This window comes from Sphingopyxis sp. P8 (genome assembly GCF_020622175.1).
Taxonomy (GTDB): Bacteria; Pseudomonadota; Alphaproteobacteria; order Sphingomonadales; family Sphingomonadaceae; genus Sphingopyxis; species Sphingopyxis jiangsuensis.
The window spans coordinates 238,736-255,011 of sequence record NZ_JACNMK010000002.1 but is presented as its reverse complement, the minus strand read 5'-3'; the positions used below and the strand labels follow the sequence as shown (position 1 = coordinate 255,011).

Sequence of the window (16,276 nt, the reverse complement as noted above, 5' to 3'; positions counted from 1 at the left end):
CGCGCCTTCGCTGGCTAAGGGGGCGCGCAATCCCATCCGCCGCGAAAGGGCCTTGCACGCCATGAAACTCATCTCCGGCAATAGCAATCTGCCGCTGGCGCGCGCGATCGCCGACTATCTCGAACTGCCGCTCACCGACACCAGCGTTCGCCGCTTCGCCGACGAAGAGGTATTCGTCGAGATCCACGAAAATGTCCGCGGACAGGATGTGTTCGTCGTCCAGCCCACCAATTTCCCGGCGAACGACAATTTGATGGAGCTGCTGATCATCACCGACGCGCTGCGGCGCGCCTCGGCAAAGCGCATCACCGCGGTCATCCCCTATTTCGGCTATGCGCGGCAGGACCGGAAACCCGGCCCGCGCACGCCGATTTCGGCGAAGCTCGTCGCGAACCTCATCACTACATCGGGCGCCGACCGCGTGCTGGCGATCGATCTGCACGCGGGGCAGATCCAGGGCTTCTTCGACATCCCGACCGACAATCTTTACGCCGCGCCGGTGATGAGCGCCGACATCCAGGCGCGCTTCGGCGACAAGAATCTGATGGTCGTTTCACCCGACGTCGGCGGCGTCGTGCGCGCACGCGCACTCGCCAAACGGCTCGATAACGCGCCACTCGCGATCGTCGACAAGCGCCGCGAGCGCGCAGGCGAATCCGAAGTCATGAACATCATCGGCGACGTCGAAGGCCGCTTCTGTGTGCTCATCGACGATATCGTCGATTCGGCGGGCACCCTGTGCAACGCCGCCGCCGCGCTGAAAAACGCCGGCGCCGAGGGCGTCGTCGCTTATTGCACCCACGGCGTGCTGTCGGGCGGTGCGGTGGCGCGCGTCGATGCGAGCGAACTGACCGAGCTTGTCATCACCGATTCGATCCAGCCGACCGACGCGGTCAACGACAGCGCGAAGGTGCGTGCGCTGACCGTCGCGCCGCTGCTCGGCGAGGCGATCAAGCGCATCGCCGACGAATCGAGCGTGTCGAGCCTGTTCGACTAAGGAATAGTCCCATGGACCCGACGAACATCTTCACCCAGCCGCTTCACCTCGGGCTGGGCGCGACGGCGATCGTCCAGCCGCCGATGACCGGAATGGAATGGTACGCAGCCTATGGCGAACGCGTAGCTGCCGACGGCAAGGAAGGCCGACTGGTGAGCGCCTATCGCTTCACCGAAAATTGGGACGCCTGGGAAATGCACCCTGCGGGCGACGAAGTCGTGATCTGCCTCGACGGGTCAATAACGCTGCATCAGCAATTCGCCGATGGAAGCGAAGCGGCGGTTACGCTGGCGGCGGGTGACTATGCAATCAACCCCCCGGGCTGCTGGCACACCGCCGATATCGACGGAGCGGCTACGGCGCTGTTCATCACCGCCGGCCTCGGCACCGAACACCGTTCGCGCTGACAGGCTCAGCGCGCGACGAGCGCGCCCAGGATGTGATCGATCTGGCGGCGAAAGGTTGCATGATCGGGCACCGCGTGGACGAGCCCACGCGCGGTCCAGCACAATGCCTGCGCCATGCTGCCTGCCCGCGCGACGGCCGCACCAGGACCGCTCAATCGAATCGCGTCGGTCATCGCCGCGATCAGTCTGCGCTCGGCGGCGCGCGTCATTGCGTCGGACTCGCGCCGCAACATCGGCACCGCATCGGCACCAGACGGCGAAAGGTTCAGCGCATCCATATGCCGCCCAACCCACTGGTCGAGTGCGTCGGCCAGGCGATCAGCGAGCGTCTTGCTGGGCTGCTCGACTGCGGCGAGCGCCGCGGACAATGACGCGTCGATAAGCGACGCCTGCGCCCAATCGGCGAGCGCCTGTTTGGACCCGAACCGATTATAAAGCAGCTGGCGCGAGACGCCGAGCGCCGTAGCAACATCGCCCATCGCGGTCTTGCGATAGCCGTGCCGTGCGAACGTCGCCACGACCGGCTCGAACGGAAGCTTGGAAGGCATCAGTTTGATTTTACAGATATTACATTAATTGTAAAATCGATATTTGCCGCGATTCTGGAACATGTTTGCCGGGGTCAGCAAATCGTCGGAAACCGGGGCTGGCGGGCGTAGCGCGAGTGCGCTAGCGCGGAGCCATGTCGCTCGAATCCGATCTCGCGCTCGCCAATCGCCTCGCCGATGCTGCCGCCGCCGTCATCCGTCCGCTGTTTCGTAACGCTTTCACCCACGAGGCGAAGGGCGATGCGTCGCCCGTCACCGAAGCCGACCGCGCCGCCGAAGCCGCGATGCGCAAACTGCTCGACGCCGAGGCCGCGAGCGACGGGATCATCGGCGAGGAATATGGCGCCGAGCGTCCGGACGCGGCGCGCCAATGGGTGCTCGACCCGATCGACGGCACCGTGAGCTTCATGGCGGGCCGCCCGATCTTCGGCACGCTGATCGCGTTGCTGCAGGACGGCTGGCCGGTGCTGGGGATTATCGACCAGTCGGTCAGCGGCGAGCGCTGGGTCGGTGCGACCGGGCGGCCGACGCTGTTCAACGGGGTCGAGGCGCGCACGCGCCGCTGCCGCGAACTCGCCGACGCGACGCTTGCGACAACGGGGCCGCAATATTTCACCGACCATGACGGTGAGCATTTCATGGCGCTCGCGGCGAAGACGTCGCACAAGCGTATCGTCTTTGGCGGCGACTGTTACAATTACGGCCTGCTCGCGTCGGGTCATATCGATCTGGTCGTCGAGGCGGGGCTCAAGCTGCACGATTTCGCCGCACTTGTACCCGTGGTCGAGGGCGCGGGCGGGACAATGTGCGACTGGAACGGCGATCCGCTCCACGCCGAAAGCGGCGGCCATGTCATCGCGCTCGGCGACCCCGCGCGGCTCGAGGATGTGATCGAGGGGCTCGCCTGCGGCCATTGACGCCGCGCGGCGCTTGCATTTCGACGCGAATCCGTCTAGGCGCGCGCCTTCCGATTGTGTCGGCTGGCTGAAAGGGCTGCCAGGCCGATACGCAAACGGACTTCCAAAGGAGACCAAAATGCCCAAGCTGAAGACCAAGAGCGGTGTGAAGAAGCGCTTCAAATTCACCGCGTCGGGCAAGGTGAAGCACGGCGTCGCCGGCAAGCGCCACCGCCTGATTTCGCACAATTCGAAATATATCCGATCGAACCGCGGCACGACCGTGCTCAGCGACGCGGATACCGCCCATGTGCGCCTCTGGGCGCCCTACGGCCTGAAGTAAGGAGCGCTAGACCATGTCACGCATCAAACGCGGCACGACGACGCGCGCCAAGCACAAGCGGATTCTGGATCAGGCGAAGGGCTATTATGGCCGTCGCAAGAACACGATCCGCATCGCGCGCCAGGCCGTCGAAAAGGCCGGCCAATACGCCTATCGCGACCGCAAGGTAAAAAAGCGGAGCTTCCGCGCGCTGTGGATCCAGCGAATCAACGCTGCGGTTCGCGCCGAAGGCCTCACCTATTCGCAGTTCATGCACGGTGTGAAGCTCGCCGGGATCGAACTCGACCGCAAGGTCATGGCCGACCTCGCGATGAATGAAGGCGGCGTCTTTACCGCCATCATCGCACAGGCGAAGGCGGCGCTGCCCAAGGCGGCGTAACGCACCGGCGGACAAGCCAGTGACAAGGGGGCGGTTCCGCAAGGGACCGCCCCTTTTTCATGGCGCTGCTCCGGGGTTGACCCGCTCGCCCCATCCGGTGCAAGCGGCGGCGGGCGAGGCGGACTTCCCGCCGCGGACAGCCCGACTAGCGGATTGGAACAATGCGGTGGCGCGCAATGCGCCCGTCACCGCCGCAGGACGAACGACGATGAGCGATATCGCGGCGATGCAGGCCGGGCTGGTGGAAGAGATTGCGGCGACGGAGAATCTCGAGGCGATCGAGGCGCTGCGCGTCGCGGCACTCGGCAAGGCGGGCAGCGTGACCGCGCTCCTCAAATCGCTCGGCGGCATGACCCCCGACGAACGCCAGGCACAGGGGCCGCTGATCCACGGGCTCCGCGAGGCGGTCACCGCCGCGATCGCCGCGCGCAAGGCAGCGCTCGAAAGCGCGGCGCTCGACGCCAAGCTGGCGGGCGCAACGCTCGACATGACGCTGCCCGCCGACGCGGCACCGAAGGGGAGTGTCCATCCGGTGAGCCAGGTGATGGACGAGCTTGCCGAAATCTTTGCCGACATGGGGTTTGCGGTCGCAACAGGGCCGGAGATCGAGGACGACTGGCATAATTTCACCGCGCTCAACATTCCCGAGACGCATCCGGCGCGGGCGATGCATGATACTTTTTATTTTCCGGAAGTTGGCGAAGGTGCCGCGCAGCGGATGTTGCTGCGGACGCATACGTCGCCGGTGCAGATCCGGACGATGATGGAAAAAGCGCCTCCGATCAGGATCATAGCGCCGGGTCGCGTCTATCGCAGCGATAGCGACGCGACGCACACGCCGATGTTTCACCAGGTCGAAGGTCTCGTCATCGACCGCGGCATCCACATGGGCCACCTCAAATACACGCTCGAGACCTTCCTCAAGGCCTATTTCGAGACCGACGACATCGTGCTGCGGCTGCGCCCCAGCTATTTCCCCTTCACCGAACCCTCGGCCGAGGTCGATGTTGGCTATAGACAGGAAAAGGGCCGCCGCATCGTCGGCGGGCATGGCGACGATGAGGGCCATGCGTGGATGGAGCTGCTCGGCAGCGGGATGGTCAATCGCCGCGTCATCGCCAATTGCGGGCTCGACCCCGACGAATGGCAGGGCTTTGCCTTCGGGGTGGGGGTCGACCGGCTCGCGATGCTGAAATATGGGATGGACGATTTGCGCGCCTTCTTCGACGGCGACCTGCGTTGGCTCGCGCACTACGGATTCAGCGCGCTGAATGTCCCGACGCTGAGCGGGGGGATTTCGGCATGAAGATCACCCTCGACTGGCTTCGCGACCATCTCGACGGCGATTTCACCGTCGCGGACGTCGTCGCCACGCTCAACCGCATCGGCCATGAGGTCGAAGGCGTCGAGAATCCGGCCGAAAAGCTCGCCGGTTTTCGCGTCGCCAAGGTGCTGACCGCCGAAAGGCATCCGCAGGCCGACAAGCTGCAACTGCTCACCGTCGACAGCGGCGACGGCGTGCCGCTGACCGTCGTGTGCGGCGCGCCCAACGCGCGCGCGGGCCTTGTCGGCGTGCTCGGGCTGCCCGGCGCGGTGGTGCCCGCGAACGGCATGGAGCTGAAGGTCGCGGCGGTGCGCGGCGTCGAATCGAACGGCATGATGTGCTCGTCGCGCGAACTCGAACTCGGCGACGACCATGACGGGATCATCGAGCTGCCCGAGGATGCGCCGGTGGGCACGCCCTTCGCCGACTATCAGCAAGCCAACGACCCGGTGATCGACATAGCGATCACCCCGAACCGGCAGGATTGCATGGGCGTGCGCGGCATCGCGCGCGACCTGGCCGCCGCAGGGCTCGGCACGCTGAAGCCGCTGACCGTTCCGGTGATCGAGAGCCAGGGCGCCCCGGCGACCGAATTCGGTACCGATGAGCCCGATGCCTGCCCGGCCTTCTATGGCCGGACCATCGCGGGCGTCGACAACAAGGTCGCGACGCCCGAATGGATGCGCCGCCGCCTCGAAGCGATCGGCCAGCGGTCGATCTCGGCGCTCGTCGACATCAGCAATTATGTGATGTTCGACCTCGGCCGCCCGAGCCACATCTATGACCGTGCCAAGCTCCACGGCGCGCTCGTCGCGCGCCGCGCGCGCGACGGCGAGACCGCCACGGCGCTCAACGGCAAGCAATATGCGCTGACCGATACGATGACGGTGATCGCCGACGAGCGCGAGGTCCACGACATCGCCGGAATCATGGGCGGCGAACATTCGGGGTGCAGCGAGGACACGACCGACGTCCTTGTTGAAATCGCCTATTTCACCCCCGAGCGCATCGCGCTGACCGGACAGGCGCTCGGCCTGACGAGCGACGCGCGCACGCGCTTCGAGCGCGGCGTCGATCCCGCCTTCCTCGACGACGGCACCGCGATCGTCACCCAATATGTCCTCGACATCTGCGGCGGCACGCCGTCGGCGATGACCCGCTCCGGCGCACCGCCGGTCGAAGCCAAGACGGTCGACTATGACCCCGCGCTGTCGGCGACGCTCGGCGGTATCGCGATCGATCCCGAACGGCAGAAGGCGATTCTCGAGGCGCTCGGCTTCGGCGTCACCGAAGGGAACCCTTGGAAGATTGCGGTGCCAAGCTGGCGCCGCGACGTCGACGGTGCGCCCGACATCGTCGAAGAGGTCACGCGCATTACCGGCTTCGACGCGGTCGAATCGGTCGCACTCCCGCGCGACGAGGGCGTCGCCAAGCCGACCGCGACCGCCGACCAGCTTCTCGAACGCCGCCTGCGCCGCGCCGCGGCGGCGGCGGGCTTTCACGAGGCGGTGACGTGGAGCTTCGTGTCCGAACGCGAAGCCGCGCCCTTCGGCGGCGGCGCGTGGAGCCTTGCCAACCCGATCAGCGAAGATTTGAAGGTCATGCGCCCCTCGCTGCTGCCCGGATTGTTGTCGGCGGCGGCGCGCAACCAGAATCGCGGCGCGGAGAGCATCCGCCTGTTCGAGATCGGGCGGCGCTATCTGGCCGATGCCGAGCATCCGACGCTCGCGCTGCTGATGGCGGGCGACAAGCGCGCACGCGGATGGCAGGCGGGCAAGGCGGCGCCCTTCGACGCCTTCGACGCCAAGGCCGCGGCGCTCGCATTGCTCGACGCGGCGGGCGCGCCCGCCGACCGATTGCAGGTGATGGAGGCCGTCGCCGAAGCGGGCATCTGGCACCCCGGCCAGTCGGCGACGCTGCGCCTCGGCCCCAAGGCGGTGCTCGCCGAGTTCGGCGCGCTCCACCCCGCGCTGACGCGCCATTTCGACGTCGACGGGCCGGTGATCGCGCTGCAGATCTTCCTCGATGCGATCCCGGCGAAGCGCGCGAGCGGCCCCGCGCGCGCGGCCTTTACCCCGCCCGCGCTGCAATCGGTGCGCCGCGACTTCGCCTTCCTTGCGCCCGCGACGCTGAGCGCCGCCGACCTGGTGCGCGCGGTGCGCGGCGCCGACAAGGCGGCAATCACCGACGCGCGGCTGTTCGATCGCTTTGCCGGACAGGGCGTGCCCGAAGGGCAGGTGAGCCTGGCGGTCGAGGTCGAACTGCAACCGCTGGACAAGAGCTTTACCGACGCCGAGCTGAAGGCGATTGCCGACAAGGTCGTCGCGGGGGCGGCAAAGGTTGGGGCGATTTTGCGCGGTTAGGGTCAGGGCCGCTGGAAGCCCCGTTGTTTGTCGAAGGCGACTGGACAAAGGCGGCGTGACAGGCAACGCGAGGTTTCCCGAATGCGCTTTGTCAGGGAGGAAAAATGGCGCTCGAGCTTCGCCCGAATTGCGAATTTTGTGATCGCGATTTGCCGATCGATGCTTTGGACGCGCGTATTTGCACCTATGAGTGCACATTCTGCGCCGATTGCGTCGATAATATCTTGCTCAATGTCTGCCCGAATTGCGGGGGCGGATTCGTGCCGCGGCCGATTCGCCCCGCGAACGAATGGCGCCCCGGCGTGTCGCGCGTCCACCAGCCTCCGTCGACGCAGCGTCGCAAGGTGAGTTATGACGCCGAGAATATTCGGGCGCATTCGCTCCGCTTGCGCGACATTCCGCCCGAGCAGCGATGAGCGCCGCCGACCTGATGCGCGCGGTGCGCGGCGCCGACAAGGCGGCGATTGCCGACAAGGTCGTCGGCGCGGCTGGCAAGGTCGGCGCCGTGCTGCGCGGCTAGGTCGACAATCCGACCTTGACCGAGATCCTGATCCTCGCCGTCGGGCTCGCGATGGATGCGGTCGCGGTCGCGCTGGTGCGCGGCTCGGTCGGCGAGCATCGCCCGTGGGGCGCGATCGAGGTCGGCCTTTTCTTTGGCATCGCGCAGGGTGTCATGCCGCTCGCCGGATGGGCGCTCGGCACCGCCTTTGCCGACCAGATCGCCGCGATCGGCCATTGGGTTGCCTTTTCGCTGCTCGCCCTCCTCGGCGGGCGGATGATCCATGAGGCCCTGGGGGCGGACGACGATGCCGCCGGATCGAAAGCGCGGTCGCATTATGCGGGCCTCGCTATCGCGGCCGTGGCGACAAGCATCGATGCGGCGGCCGCCGGCATCGCCCTGCCCCTGCTCGATGCGCCGGTTGCGCTGTCGTGCCTGACGATCGGCGGCGTAACCGCGCTGCTCTGTGCCTTTGCCTATGTCGGCGGCATGCGGGCATCGGAACGGTTGGGGAAATGGGCCGAGCTGGCGGGGGGCGTCATTCTGATCGGGCTGGGCACAAAGATTCTGGTCGAGCATCTGGCACGATAGCGGGAAGGTCCGGCTGCCCCCGTCACTCCGCAGGGGCGAGTATCGCTTCGAGTTCCTTCACCAGCATTGCCGGTCGCAACGGCTTGTCGAGATGCGGCGAATTGGCAAATACCGGCGAGCGATCGTTCACCCCGTAACTCGATAGCGTCAGAAACGGGGTCCCGTTGCGCCCGAGCCATTCGGCAATCGGTTCCGACGTCTCTCCGCCCAGATTGATATCGAGCACACCGACATCGCAGGCCTCGGCGTCGAGCAGTTCGATGGCCTGCTTGACCGAACCGACCGGACCCAAAATCTCGAACCCCGCATCCTTCAGAAATTCGGCGACCTCGACAGCGATAAGCACCTCGTCTTCGACGACAAGAACGCGTCGTCCGCGCAGGCCGGGCGCCGCGTCATTCGCCGCTTTCCCCTTCTGGAGACTGGTGCCCGATTCATGCTTTTCGAGCACTTTACGCGCGGGACATCGTGCACGGCACACGAGGCCGGTCGGCGCGTAGTCGAGGTCGACTTCACCGTCGATACTGAGTTTCAGGATCCGCTCGATCACCGTCGATCCAAAACCCCGTCGGTCGGGCGCGGCGACCGGCGGGCCGCCGCATTCGGTCCACGCCAGTTCGAAAACAGGGTCCGCGGCATCGTCGCCGACGATCTGCCAGCTGATGTCGACGGCCCCATCGTCGTTCGACAGCGCGCCATATTTCGCCGCATTGGTCGCCAGTTCGTGAAGCGCCATTCCGAATGCCTGCGCCGCAGCCGCGCGAAGGCGCAGATCCGGACCCGAAAGGCGAATGCGCTGGCCGAAATCCGCGCCGAAATATGCGAGCTGCGACCGGACCAGTTCGTGAATCGGAACATCCTGCCACCCGCTCTGCAACAACACGTCGTGACTGGCCGCCAGCGCCTGGATACGCTCGTCAAACCGCTCCAGGAATGTCGTCGGATCGCTCGCGACGGTCTGCCGTGCAATGACCTGAACGAGCGCCAGCATATTCTTGGCGCGATGATTGACCTCGCCCATCAACAGGCGCTCGCGCGCTTCGGCGCGTTTCCGCTCGCCAACGTCGTGCGCTATTTTCGATGCGCCGACAATTTCGCCCGACGTGTTGTATATGGGGGACACATTGACGGAAACGTCGACGTGCCGTCCGTCCCGGCAGACGCGAACCGTTTCGTAATTGCTGACCATCTCACCCTTGCTGATGCGGGCAAGAATCCTGTCCTCTTCGTCTTTCCGGTCGGCCGGGATCAGGCATGTCACCGAGCGGCCCATCATTTCGTCGGCGGCATAGCCGTAGATTTTTTCGGCGCCCTTGTTCCAGCTGCGCACGGTGCCGTCCAGCGCGGTCGAAATAATGGCTTCGTTCGACGACGCGACGATGGCCGCAAGATGCGCGCGCGCCTGTTCGGCGCGACGCCGGTCGGTGATGTCGGTGATCGATGCGTAGAAGAGATTTTCGACGCCGGCAAAATATTGGAGCTGCACGGCCACGTCATAGAGCGACCCGTCCTTGCGACGATGGGCGGTCTCGAACAGCAGGTTCGGCACCTCTCCCCGGCGCAGGGGGGCAACGAAAGCCAGGAATTCGTCGCGGGTGAAATCGGGCTTGATATCCCATGGCGTCAGCAATCGCAGCTCGTCCATCGAATAGCCGAGATTTTCGCGCGCGCCGCGGTTGACCAGTTCGAAGCGACAGGTATCGCCATTGAAAATAAAAACTTCGCTGACCGAATCTTCAACGATCCGCCCCAATCGTTCGTTGATCGATGACGTCATCAGCCGCTCCAGCTCGGCGGCGGCGCGCCCCGAGAAAAGCTCCAATATCTCCGCAGCCCGATCGCCATGGAGGATCGGCTTTTCGTCGAGCGCCGCCAGCAACCCCAGAATCTGCCCCGACGACGAGCGAAGCGGGGTGCCGACATAACTTGTCGCCCCCATTTCCTTGAGCAGATCGTCGCGGGGGAACAGGCTGGTGATATTGTCCGGGAAGCAACAGGCGCCCTGGGTCACAATATCGGCGCACGGCGAATGCCGGAGATCATATTCGAAATTGTCGGTCGGCCCATTGTCCCACGCCGCAAGCGTTGCGGCGCGGTCGGGGTCGCCCGGCGTCAGGACGCACATAAAGACCCAGCGAACCGACAGCGAATGGGCAAGCGCCTCGACCATCATGGGGAAAAAGGCCTCGCCGACGACCTTGGAGCAGCCGGCGAGCATTTGATACACCAGCCCGAAGTGCGATTCCTTGCCCTGCGGCGTCAGCGACATCTGCCCCATAATTCGCGCCCTCCCGAACGCAGCGCGTCAGTCCGTGCGGTCCGACGAGCCCTCTCCGCCTTCAAAGGGCGGAAACAAAGGGAACGACGAGCGGACGAAAAGGTTTCAGGCCACCTCAACTTCTTCGTCGGCCCCCGCGGCATCGAGCAGGCGCTTTTCCAGGGACTTCACGCGCGCCGCGCTGTCGATTTTCCCGCCGAGCAGGTCGGTGACATAGAAGGTGTCGACCGCGCGCTCGCCATAGGTCGCGACATGCGCGCTGTGGACGGTGACCTTCGACTGGAAGAGCGCATGCGCGAGCTGGTTGAGCAGCGCGGGGCGGTCCTGCGCGTTGACCTCGATCACCGTGAACCGGTTCGACGCCTTGTTGTCGACGAACACGTTCGGCGCGACGCGAAAGGCTTCGGCGCGGGCGCGGGGCAATGCGCGCGCTTCGAGTTTCGGCAGCAGTTTCTGGCGGTTGGCGAGCGCATCCTCGATCGCGCGGGTGAGCCGGGCGATCTGGTCGGCCTCGTCAAAGGGGCGGCCGAGCGGGTCCTGGACAAGGAAATTGTCGAGCGCGAGCCCGTCGCGCGTCGTGTGGATGCGCGCATCGATGATGTTGCCGCCGGCGAGATGGATGCCCCCCGCGATGCGATAGAAAAGCCCCGGATGGTCGGCGGCGAGCACCATCACGAGCGTCGCGCCGCGGTCGTCGTCGGGCACCGCCGCGATATGGAGCGGCGCGCTGCCCGCCTTCTGGATGTGGACGAGGTTCGCGGCGATGACCTCGACCGGCTCGGCGATCCAATAGCTTTCGGGAAGGCGTTTCGCGAGCTTCGCGAAATCCTTGTCGCCCATGCCGAGCAGCGCCTGCGCATCCTCCTTCTTGTTCGCGATGCGCTGTTCACGCCCGCGCTGCTTGTGGCCGAGGCGCAGCACCTCTTCGGCGGCGTCGTAAAGCTCGGTGAGCAGCTGGCGCTTCCAGCTGTTCCACACGCCGGGCCCGACCGCGCGGATGTCGACGACGGTGAGGACGAGGAGCAGGCGGAGGCGCTCGGGGCTTTGCACGACCTGCGCGAAGTCGAGGATCGTCTTGAAATCGGCAAGGTCGCGCTTGAACGCGGTCGCCGACATCAGCAGGTGGTAGCGCACGAGCCACGACACCGTCTCGGTCTCGGCCGCGGTCAGTCCGAGGCGCGGGCAGACGCGCAGTGCGAGCTCGGCCCCCAAGATGCTGTGATCGCCGCCGCGCCCCTTCGCAATGTCGTGGAGCAGCACCGCCATATAGATGACGCGCCGCGAATGAATCTGCTGCATGATCGCGGTCGACAGCGGGTGATCGCCCTTGAGCCGGTTCTGCTCGATATCGGCGAGCAGGCCGATCGCGCGGATCGTATGTTCGTCGACCGTATAATGATGATACATGTCGAACTGCATCTGCGCGACGACGCGGCCGAAGTCGGGCACGAAGCGGCCGAAGATTCCCGCCTCGTTCATCCAGCGCAGCACCGTTTCGGGGTCGCGCGGGCTGGTGAGCACGTCGAGGAAGAGCGCATTGGCGCGCGCGTCGCGGCGCACCCCCTGCGTCTCGATGAGCTTTGCATCGTGGCGCGCCTGGCGCATCGCCTGCGGGTGGATTTCGAGCCCATATTTGTCGGCGAGCGCGAAAATCTCGATCAGCCGCACCGGGTCGGCCTCGAAAAAATCGTCGGACGGGAGCGCGAGCCGCCCGCGGTCGAGCACGAAGCCGTTGAGCTTGCCGGGGCGGCGGCGGATCGACGGCAGGAACCGCCGCCCGCGCGCCGCGAGCTGGTCGTCGAGGTGCGCGAGGAAGGTGCCCGTCAGGTCGCCGACGCTTTTGGCGTGGAGGAAATAGAGCTGCATGAAGCGCTCGACCGCGCTTTTCCCCGGCCGCTCGGCAAACTGCATCCGCGCGGCAATCTCGCGCTGGAAGTCGAAGGTCAGCCGGTCCTCGGCGCGCCCGGCGAGGGTGTGGAGATGGCAGCGCACCGCGAGCAGGAAATTTTCGGCGCGCGCGAACTGGCGCAGCTCGCGCGCGGTGAGCAGCCCCGCGTCGACCAGCTCGGGAACGGTGCGGACGCGGTGGATGAACTTGCCGATCCAGAAGAGCGTGTGAAGGTCGCGCAGCCCCCCCTTCCCTTCCTTCACATTGGGTTCGACGACATAGCGCGAATCGCCCATCTTCTTGTGCCGCTCGTCGCGCTCGGCGAGCTTGTCGGCAACGAAGGCGCGCGCATTGCCCGCGACGACCTCGGCATCGAAGCGCGCCGCCGCCTGATCGTAAAGGTCGCGGTCGCCCCAGACGAAACGCCCTTCGAGCAGTGCGGTGCGGACCGTCAGATCCTCCTTCGCCGCGCGAATCATCTCCTCGAGCGAGCGCGACGAATGGCCGACCTTCAGCCCGAGGTCCCACAGCGTATAAAGCTGCGCCTCGATCACCTGTTCGGTCCAGCTCGTCTGCTTGAACGGCGTGAGGAAGCCGATGTCGACGTCGCTGTGCGGCGCCATTTCGCCGCGGCCATAGCCGCCGACCGCGATCACCGTGATCCGCTCGCCCGCCGAACGGTTGCCCGAGGGATAAAGATGGTCGACGGTGAAATCATGGCTGAGGCGCACGATCTGGTCGATCAGGAAGGCCGTGGCCTGCGCAGCCAGCCGCCCGTGCGACGGCGCCTCGAGCAGGCGATGCGCGATTTCGCTGTGCCCGGCGTCGAGCGCTTCCTTGAGCAGCGCGACCATCGCGCGGCGGCGCTGGCCCGTGTCGTTCGTCTCGGCCGCAATCGCAGCGAGCTGTTCGCCCAGCTTGCGCCGGTCGATTATCGCGCGCCGCTGCGGCAGCTTGTCGAACAGGTCGCTCATATCTCGTCCGCCGCAATCTGCTTGAGCCGGTAGAGCGCCTCCAATGCCTCGCGCGGCGCGAGCGCGTCGGGGTCGATTCCGGCGAGCGCGTCGCGCAGCGCGTCGCGCACGGCCTCTGGCGCCTCGGCGAGCGTCGCGGCGAACAGCGGCAAATCGTCGAGTCCCGCGGCGAGCCCGCCGGTCCTCTCGCGCCCCGCCTCGAGCTTGGCAAGCACCGCCTCGGCGCGCCTGACCACCGTGGGGGGCACCCCCGCAAGCCGCGCGACGGCAAGGCCATAGCTGCGGTCGGCCGGCCCCTCGGCAAGTTCGTGGAGCAGCACGAGATCGCCCTTCCACTCGCGCGCGCGGACATGGTGGAGCGACAGCGCGCCGAGACTTTCGGCGAGCCGCGTCAGCTCGTGATAATGGGTCGCGAAGAGGCAGCGGCAGCGGTTGACCTCGTGCACCGCCTCGACCACCGACCAGGCGAGCGCGAGCCCGTCGTAGGTCGAGGTGCCGCGCCCGACCTCGTCGAGGATGACAAAGCTTTGCGGCGTCGCCTGCGCGAGGATCGCCGCGGTTTCGACCATTTCGACCATGAAGGTCGAACGCCCGCGCGCGAGATTGTCGCTCGCGCCGACGCGGCTGAACAGCCGGTCGACGAGCCCGAGCCTCGCCGAAGCCGCAGGCACGAAGGCGCCCGCCTGCGCGAGCAGGACGATCAGCGCATTCTGGCGCAGGAAGGTCGATTTGCCGCCCATGTTCGGCCCGGTGACGAGCCACAGCCGGTCGGCCTCCGACAGCGACACATCGTTGGGGACGAACCGTTCGCCCGCCTTCGCCAACGCCGCCTCGACCACCGGGTGACGCCCGCCGGTCACATCGAGGCACGGCTCGTCGGCGAGGTCGGGGCGGCACCAATTGTGGCTCATCGCATGGTCGGCGAGCGCCGCGGCGACGTCGATGCGCGCGAGCACGTCGCAGCTGGCGGCGATCGCTTCGCGGCGGCGGGTGGCCGCTTCGGTGAGCGCCTCGAGATGCGCGGCCTCGGCGGCGAGCGCGTGGACGCCCGCCTGCGTCACGCGGCTCGCGGCTTCGTGCAGGTCGGCCGAGTTGAAGCGCACCGCGCCCGCGAGCGTCTGGCGGTGGGTGAAGCCCGATTCGGGCGCCATCAGCGCGTCGGCGTGCTTCGCGGGCACCTCGACATGATAGCCGAGCACGCCATTGTGGCGGATCTTGAGCGCGGCGATGCCCGTGCGCTCGCGATACTGCGCCTCGAGCGCGGCGATCGCCTTGCGCCCGTCGCGCGCGGTTTCGCGCAGCGCGTCGAGCGCGGCGTCATAGCCCTCGGCGATATAGCCGCCCTGCGCGGCATCGACAGGGGGCGTTTCAACGAGCGCGCGGCCGAGTTCGTCGACGAGCGCGCCATGGCCGTCGAGCCCCGGCAGCAGCCGCGCGAGCAACGGCGGCAGGTCGGCGCGCTGCGCCAGCCGCTCGCGCAGCAACCGCGCGCCGCCCAGCGCATCGCGCAGCTGCGCAAGATCGCGCGGCCCGCCGCGTCCCGCAACGAGCCGCCCGAGCGCGCGCCCGGCATCGGGAAGCGCGCGCAGCGCGGCGCGCAGCTCGCCGCGCCACAGTGCATCGCGCGCGAGCGCGTCGACGAGGTCGAGCCGGTCGAGGATCGCCGCGCGGTCGGTGAGCGGGCTCGCGAGATCGTCGGCGAGCAGCCGCGCGCCCGCGGCGGTGACGGTGCGGTCGATCGTCCCGAGCAGGCTGCCCTCGCGCGTTCCCGCCATCGTGCGGACGATTTCGAGGCTTTCGCGCGTCGCCGCGTCGATCGCCATCCGGTCCGACGCCGCGACGCGCAGCGGCGGCTGGAGGAAGGTCGCGCCGCCGGTCCCGACATGGTCGAGATAGGCGGCGATCGCGCCCATCGCGGCGAGTTCGCTGCGGCCGAACTGGCCGAACCCGTCGAGCGTCTGGACGCCGAACAGCGCCTCGAGCCGTTTCTGCCCCGCGCCGCTCGAAAAATCGGCGGCCGGACGGCGCACGATCTGGCGCACGCCCGCTGCGGGCGCTTCGTCGGCCGCCTCGCTGAGCAACAGTTCGGACGGCGCGAGGCGCGCGAGTTCGGCGTCGACCTGCGCGCGCGCCACCGCGACCACCTCGAACCGCCCGGTCGAAATATCGGCGGCGGCGATCGCCACCTCCTCCTCGCTGCCGACGGCGGCAATCGCGGCAAGGCGGTTCGCGCTGCGCCCTTCGAGCAGCGCCTCTTCGGTCAGCGTGCCCGCGGTGACGAAGCGCACGATGTCGCGCGCGACGAGCGCCTTCGACCCGCCGCGCGCCTTCGCCTCTGCCGGGGTTTCGACCTGTTCTGCAATCGCGACGCGGTGCCCCGCCTTGATCAGCCGCGCGAGATAGGATTCGGCCGAATGCACGGGAACGCCGCACATCGGCACCGGCTGTCCGTCATGTTCGCCGCGCGACGTCAGCGCGATGTCGAGCGTCGCCGCGGCCGCCTTGGCATCGTCGAAGAACAGCTCGAAAAAATCGCCCATCCGATAAAAGAGCAGGCAATCGCCCGCGCGCGCCTTGAGCGCCCAATATTGCGCCATCATCGGCGTCGCTGCGGCGGGGGGAGCGGCAGGGGCGGCGTTGCTGTCGGCGGCTTTGCGGGCGGTGGCGGGCATGCGCCCTGCTTAGTGACTGGGCGCGGCATGGCAAGGTCGGAGGGGAAATGCGGGCGGAATGGCCGGTATGGAGCGGGGAGCGGACCTTTCCTGTTCCGTCATCCCGGATCGAGTCCG

Annotated in this window: 13 protein-coding genes; 9 read left to right on the top strand and 4 right to left on the bottom strand. The window is 67.0% G+C overall.

The genetic code is table 11. From position 1 onward, the window contains the following. Positions 1-61 precede the first annotated feature (61 nt). Entirely contained in the window at positions 62-997 is a 936-nt protein-coding gene (locus H7692_RS09710; protein ID WP_201928463.1) for a ribose-phosphate pyrophosphokinase, read from the top strand. A gap of 11 nt (positions 998-1,008) precedes the next feature. After that, the gene (locus tag H7692_RS09705) at positions 1,009-1,404 is read left to right on the top strand and encodes a cupin domain-containing protein (RefSeq protein ID WP_222136696.1); all 396 of its coding nucleotides are present in this window, start codon (positions 1,009-1,011) and stop codon (positions 1,402-1,404) included. Positions 1,405-1,409: 5 nt separating this feature from the next. On the opposite strand, the gene H7692_RS09700 is transcribed toward H7692_RS09705, so the two are convergent. Then, on the bottom strand, positions 1,410-1,952 hold the full coding sequence (locus H7692_RS09700) for a TetR/AcrR family transcriptional regulator (protein WP_201928465.1): 543 nt from the start codon (positions 1,950-1,952) through the stop codon (positions 1,410-1,412). 134 nt (positions 1,953-2,086) lie between these two features. Between H7692_RS09700 and H7692_RS09695 the strand changes: the two genes are divergently transcribed. From H7692_RS09695 to H7692_RS09660, 7 genes are all read left to right on the top strand, one after another. Continuing rightward, on the top strand, positions 2,087-2,869 hold the full coding sequence (locus H7692_RS09695) for an inositol monophosphatase family protein (RefSeq protein ID WP_201928466.1): 783 nt from the start codon (positions 2,087-2,089) through the stop codon (positions 2,867-2,869). A gap of 118 nt (positions 2,870-2,987) precedes the next feature. Then, positions 2,988-3,191, top strand: coding sequence for a 50S ribosomal protein L35 (rpmI, locus tag H7692_RS09690; RefSeq protein WP_201928467.1), 204 nt, complete (start codon positions 2,988-2,990; stop codon positions 3,189-3,191). Positions 3,192-3,204: 13 nt separating this feature from the next. Next, a complete protein-coding gene (rplT, locus tag H7692_RS09685; protein WP_201928468.1) occupies positions 3,205-3,570 on the top strand; it encodes a 50S ribosomal protein L20 in 366 nt (121 codons plus the stop codon). 208 nt (positions 3,571-3,778) lie between these two features. Next, positions 3,779-4,876, top strand: coding sequence for a phenylalanine--tRNA ligase subunit alpha (gene pheS / locus H7692_RS09680; RefSeq protein ID WP_227340104.1), 1,098 nt, complete (start codon positions 3,779-3,781; stop codon positions 4,874-4,876). Further along, positions 4,873-7,257 carry a phenylalanine--tRNA ligase subunit beta gene (gene pheT / locus H7692_RS09675; protein ID WP_227340103.1) on the top strand — a complete coding sequence of 795 codons (2,385 nt, stop codon included), beginning with the start codon at positions 4,873-4,875 and terminating at the stop codon, positions 7,255-7,257. The genes pheS and pheT overlap by 4 nt, the downstream gene beginning before the upstream one ends. A 104-nt stretch (positions 7,258-7,361) precedes the next feature. Beyond that, the gene (locus tag H7692_RS15175; RefSeq protein WP_201928471.1) at positions 7,362-7,673 is read left to right on the top strand and encodes a DUF1272 domain-containing protein; all 312 of its coding nucleotides are present in this window, start codon (positions 7,362-7,364) and stop codon (positions 7,671-7,673) included. A 119-nt stretch (positions 7,674-7,792) separates the two neighbouring features. Further along, positions 7,793-8,347, top strand: a complete 555-nt coding sequence (locus tag H7692_RS09660) for a manganese efflux pump MntP family protein (protein WP_227340102.1) — start codon at positions 7,793-7,795, stop codon at positions 8,345-8,347. A 22-nt stretch (positions 8,348-8,369) separates the two neighbouring features. Here the strand turns inward: H7692_RS09660 and H7692_RS09655 are convergent, their stop codons facing one another. The 3 genes from H7692_RS09655 to mutS form a co-directional block, all read right to left on the bottom strand. Then, complete coding sequence (locus tag H7692_RS09655) at positions 8,370-10,625, bottom strand: PAS domain S-box protein (protein WP_227340101.1); 2,256 nt, start codon at positions 10,623-10,625, stop codon at positions 8,370-8,372. A 105-nt stretch (positions 10,626-10,730) separates the two neighbouring features. Next, the gene (locus tag H7692_RS09650) at positions 10,731-13,487 is read right to left on the bottom strand and encodes a [protein-PII] uridylyltransferase (RefSeq protein WP_227340100.1); all 2,757 of its coding nucleotides are present in this window, start codon (positions 13,485-13,487) and stop codon (positions 10,731-10,733) included. Then, positions 13,484-16,087, bottom strand: a complete 2,604-nt coding sequence (mutS, locus tag H7692_RS09645) for a DNA mismatch repair protein MutS (protein ID WP_227340461.1) — start codon at positions 16,085-16,087, stop codon at positions 13,484-13,486. The genes H7692_RS09650 and mutS overlap by 4 nt, the downstream gene beginning before the upstream one ends. Positions 16,088-16,276 lie beyond the last annotated feature (189 nt).

What these genes read in the sequence shown, in the direction of transcription:
- H7692_RS09710 (WP_201928463.1), top strand. Translation starts at nt 62, where the DNA reads ATGAAACTCATCTCCGGCAATAGCAATCTGCCGCTGGCGCGCGCGATC.
- H7692_RS09705 (WP_222136696.1), top strand. Translation starts at nt 1,009, where the DNA reads ATGGACCCGACGAACATCTTCACCCAGCCGCTTCACCTCGGGCTGGGC.
- H7692_RS09700 (WP_201928465.1), bottom strand. Translation starts at nt 1,952, where the DNA reads ATGCCTTCCAAGCTTCCGTTCGAGCCGGTCGTGGCGACGTTCGCACGG.
- H7692_RS09695 (WP_201928466.1), top strand. Translation starts at nt 2,087, where the DNA reads ATGTCGCTCGAATCCGATCTCGCGCTCGCCAATCGCCTCGCCGATGCT.
- rpmI (WP_201928467.1), top strand. Translation starts at nt 2,988, where the DNA reads ATGCCCAAGCTGAAGACCAAGAGCGGTGTGAAGAAGCGCTTCAAATTC.
- rplT (WP_201928468.1), top strand. Translation starts at nt 3,205, where the DNA reads ATGTCACGCATCAAACGCGGCACGACGACGCGCGCCAAGCACAAGCGG.
- pheS (WP_227340104.1), top strand. Translation starts at nt 3,779, where the DNA reads ATGAGCGATATCGCGGCGATGCAGGCCGGGCTGGTGGAAGAGATTGCG.
- pheT (WP_227340103.1), top strand. Translation starts at nt 4,873, where the DNA reads ATGAAGATCACCCTCGACTGGCTTCGCGACCATCTCGACGGCGATTTC.
- H7692_RS15175 (WP_201928471.1), top strand. Translation starts at nt 7,362, where the DNA reads ATGGCGCTCGAGCTTCGCCCGAATTGCGAATTTTGTGATCGCGATTTG.
- H7692_RS09655 (WP_227340101.1), bottom strand. Translation starts at nt 10,625, where the DNA reads ATGGGGCAGATGTCGCTGACGCCGCAGGGCAAGGAATCGCACTTCGGG.
- H7692_RS09650 (WP_227340100.1), bottom strand. Translation starts at nt 13,487, where the DNA reads ATGAGCGACCTGTTCGACAAGCTGCCGCAGCGGCGCGCGATAATCGAC.
- mutS (WP_227340461.1), bottom strand. Translation starts at nt 16,087, where the DNA reads ATGATGGCGCAATATTGGGCGCTCAAGGCGCGCGCGGGCGATTGCCTG.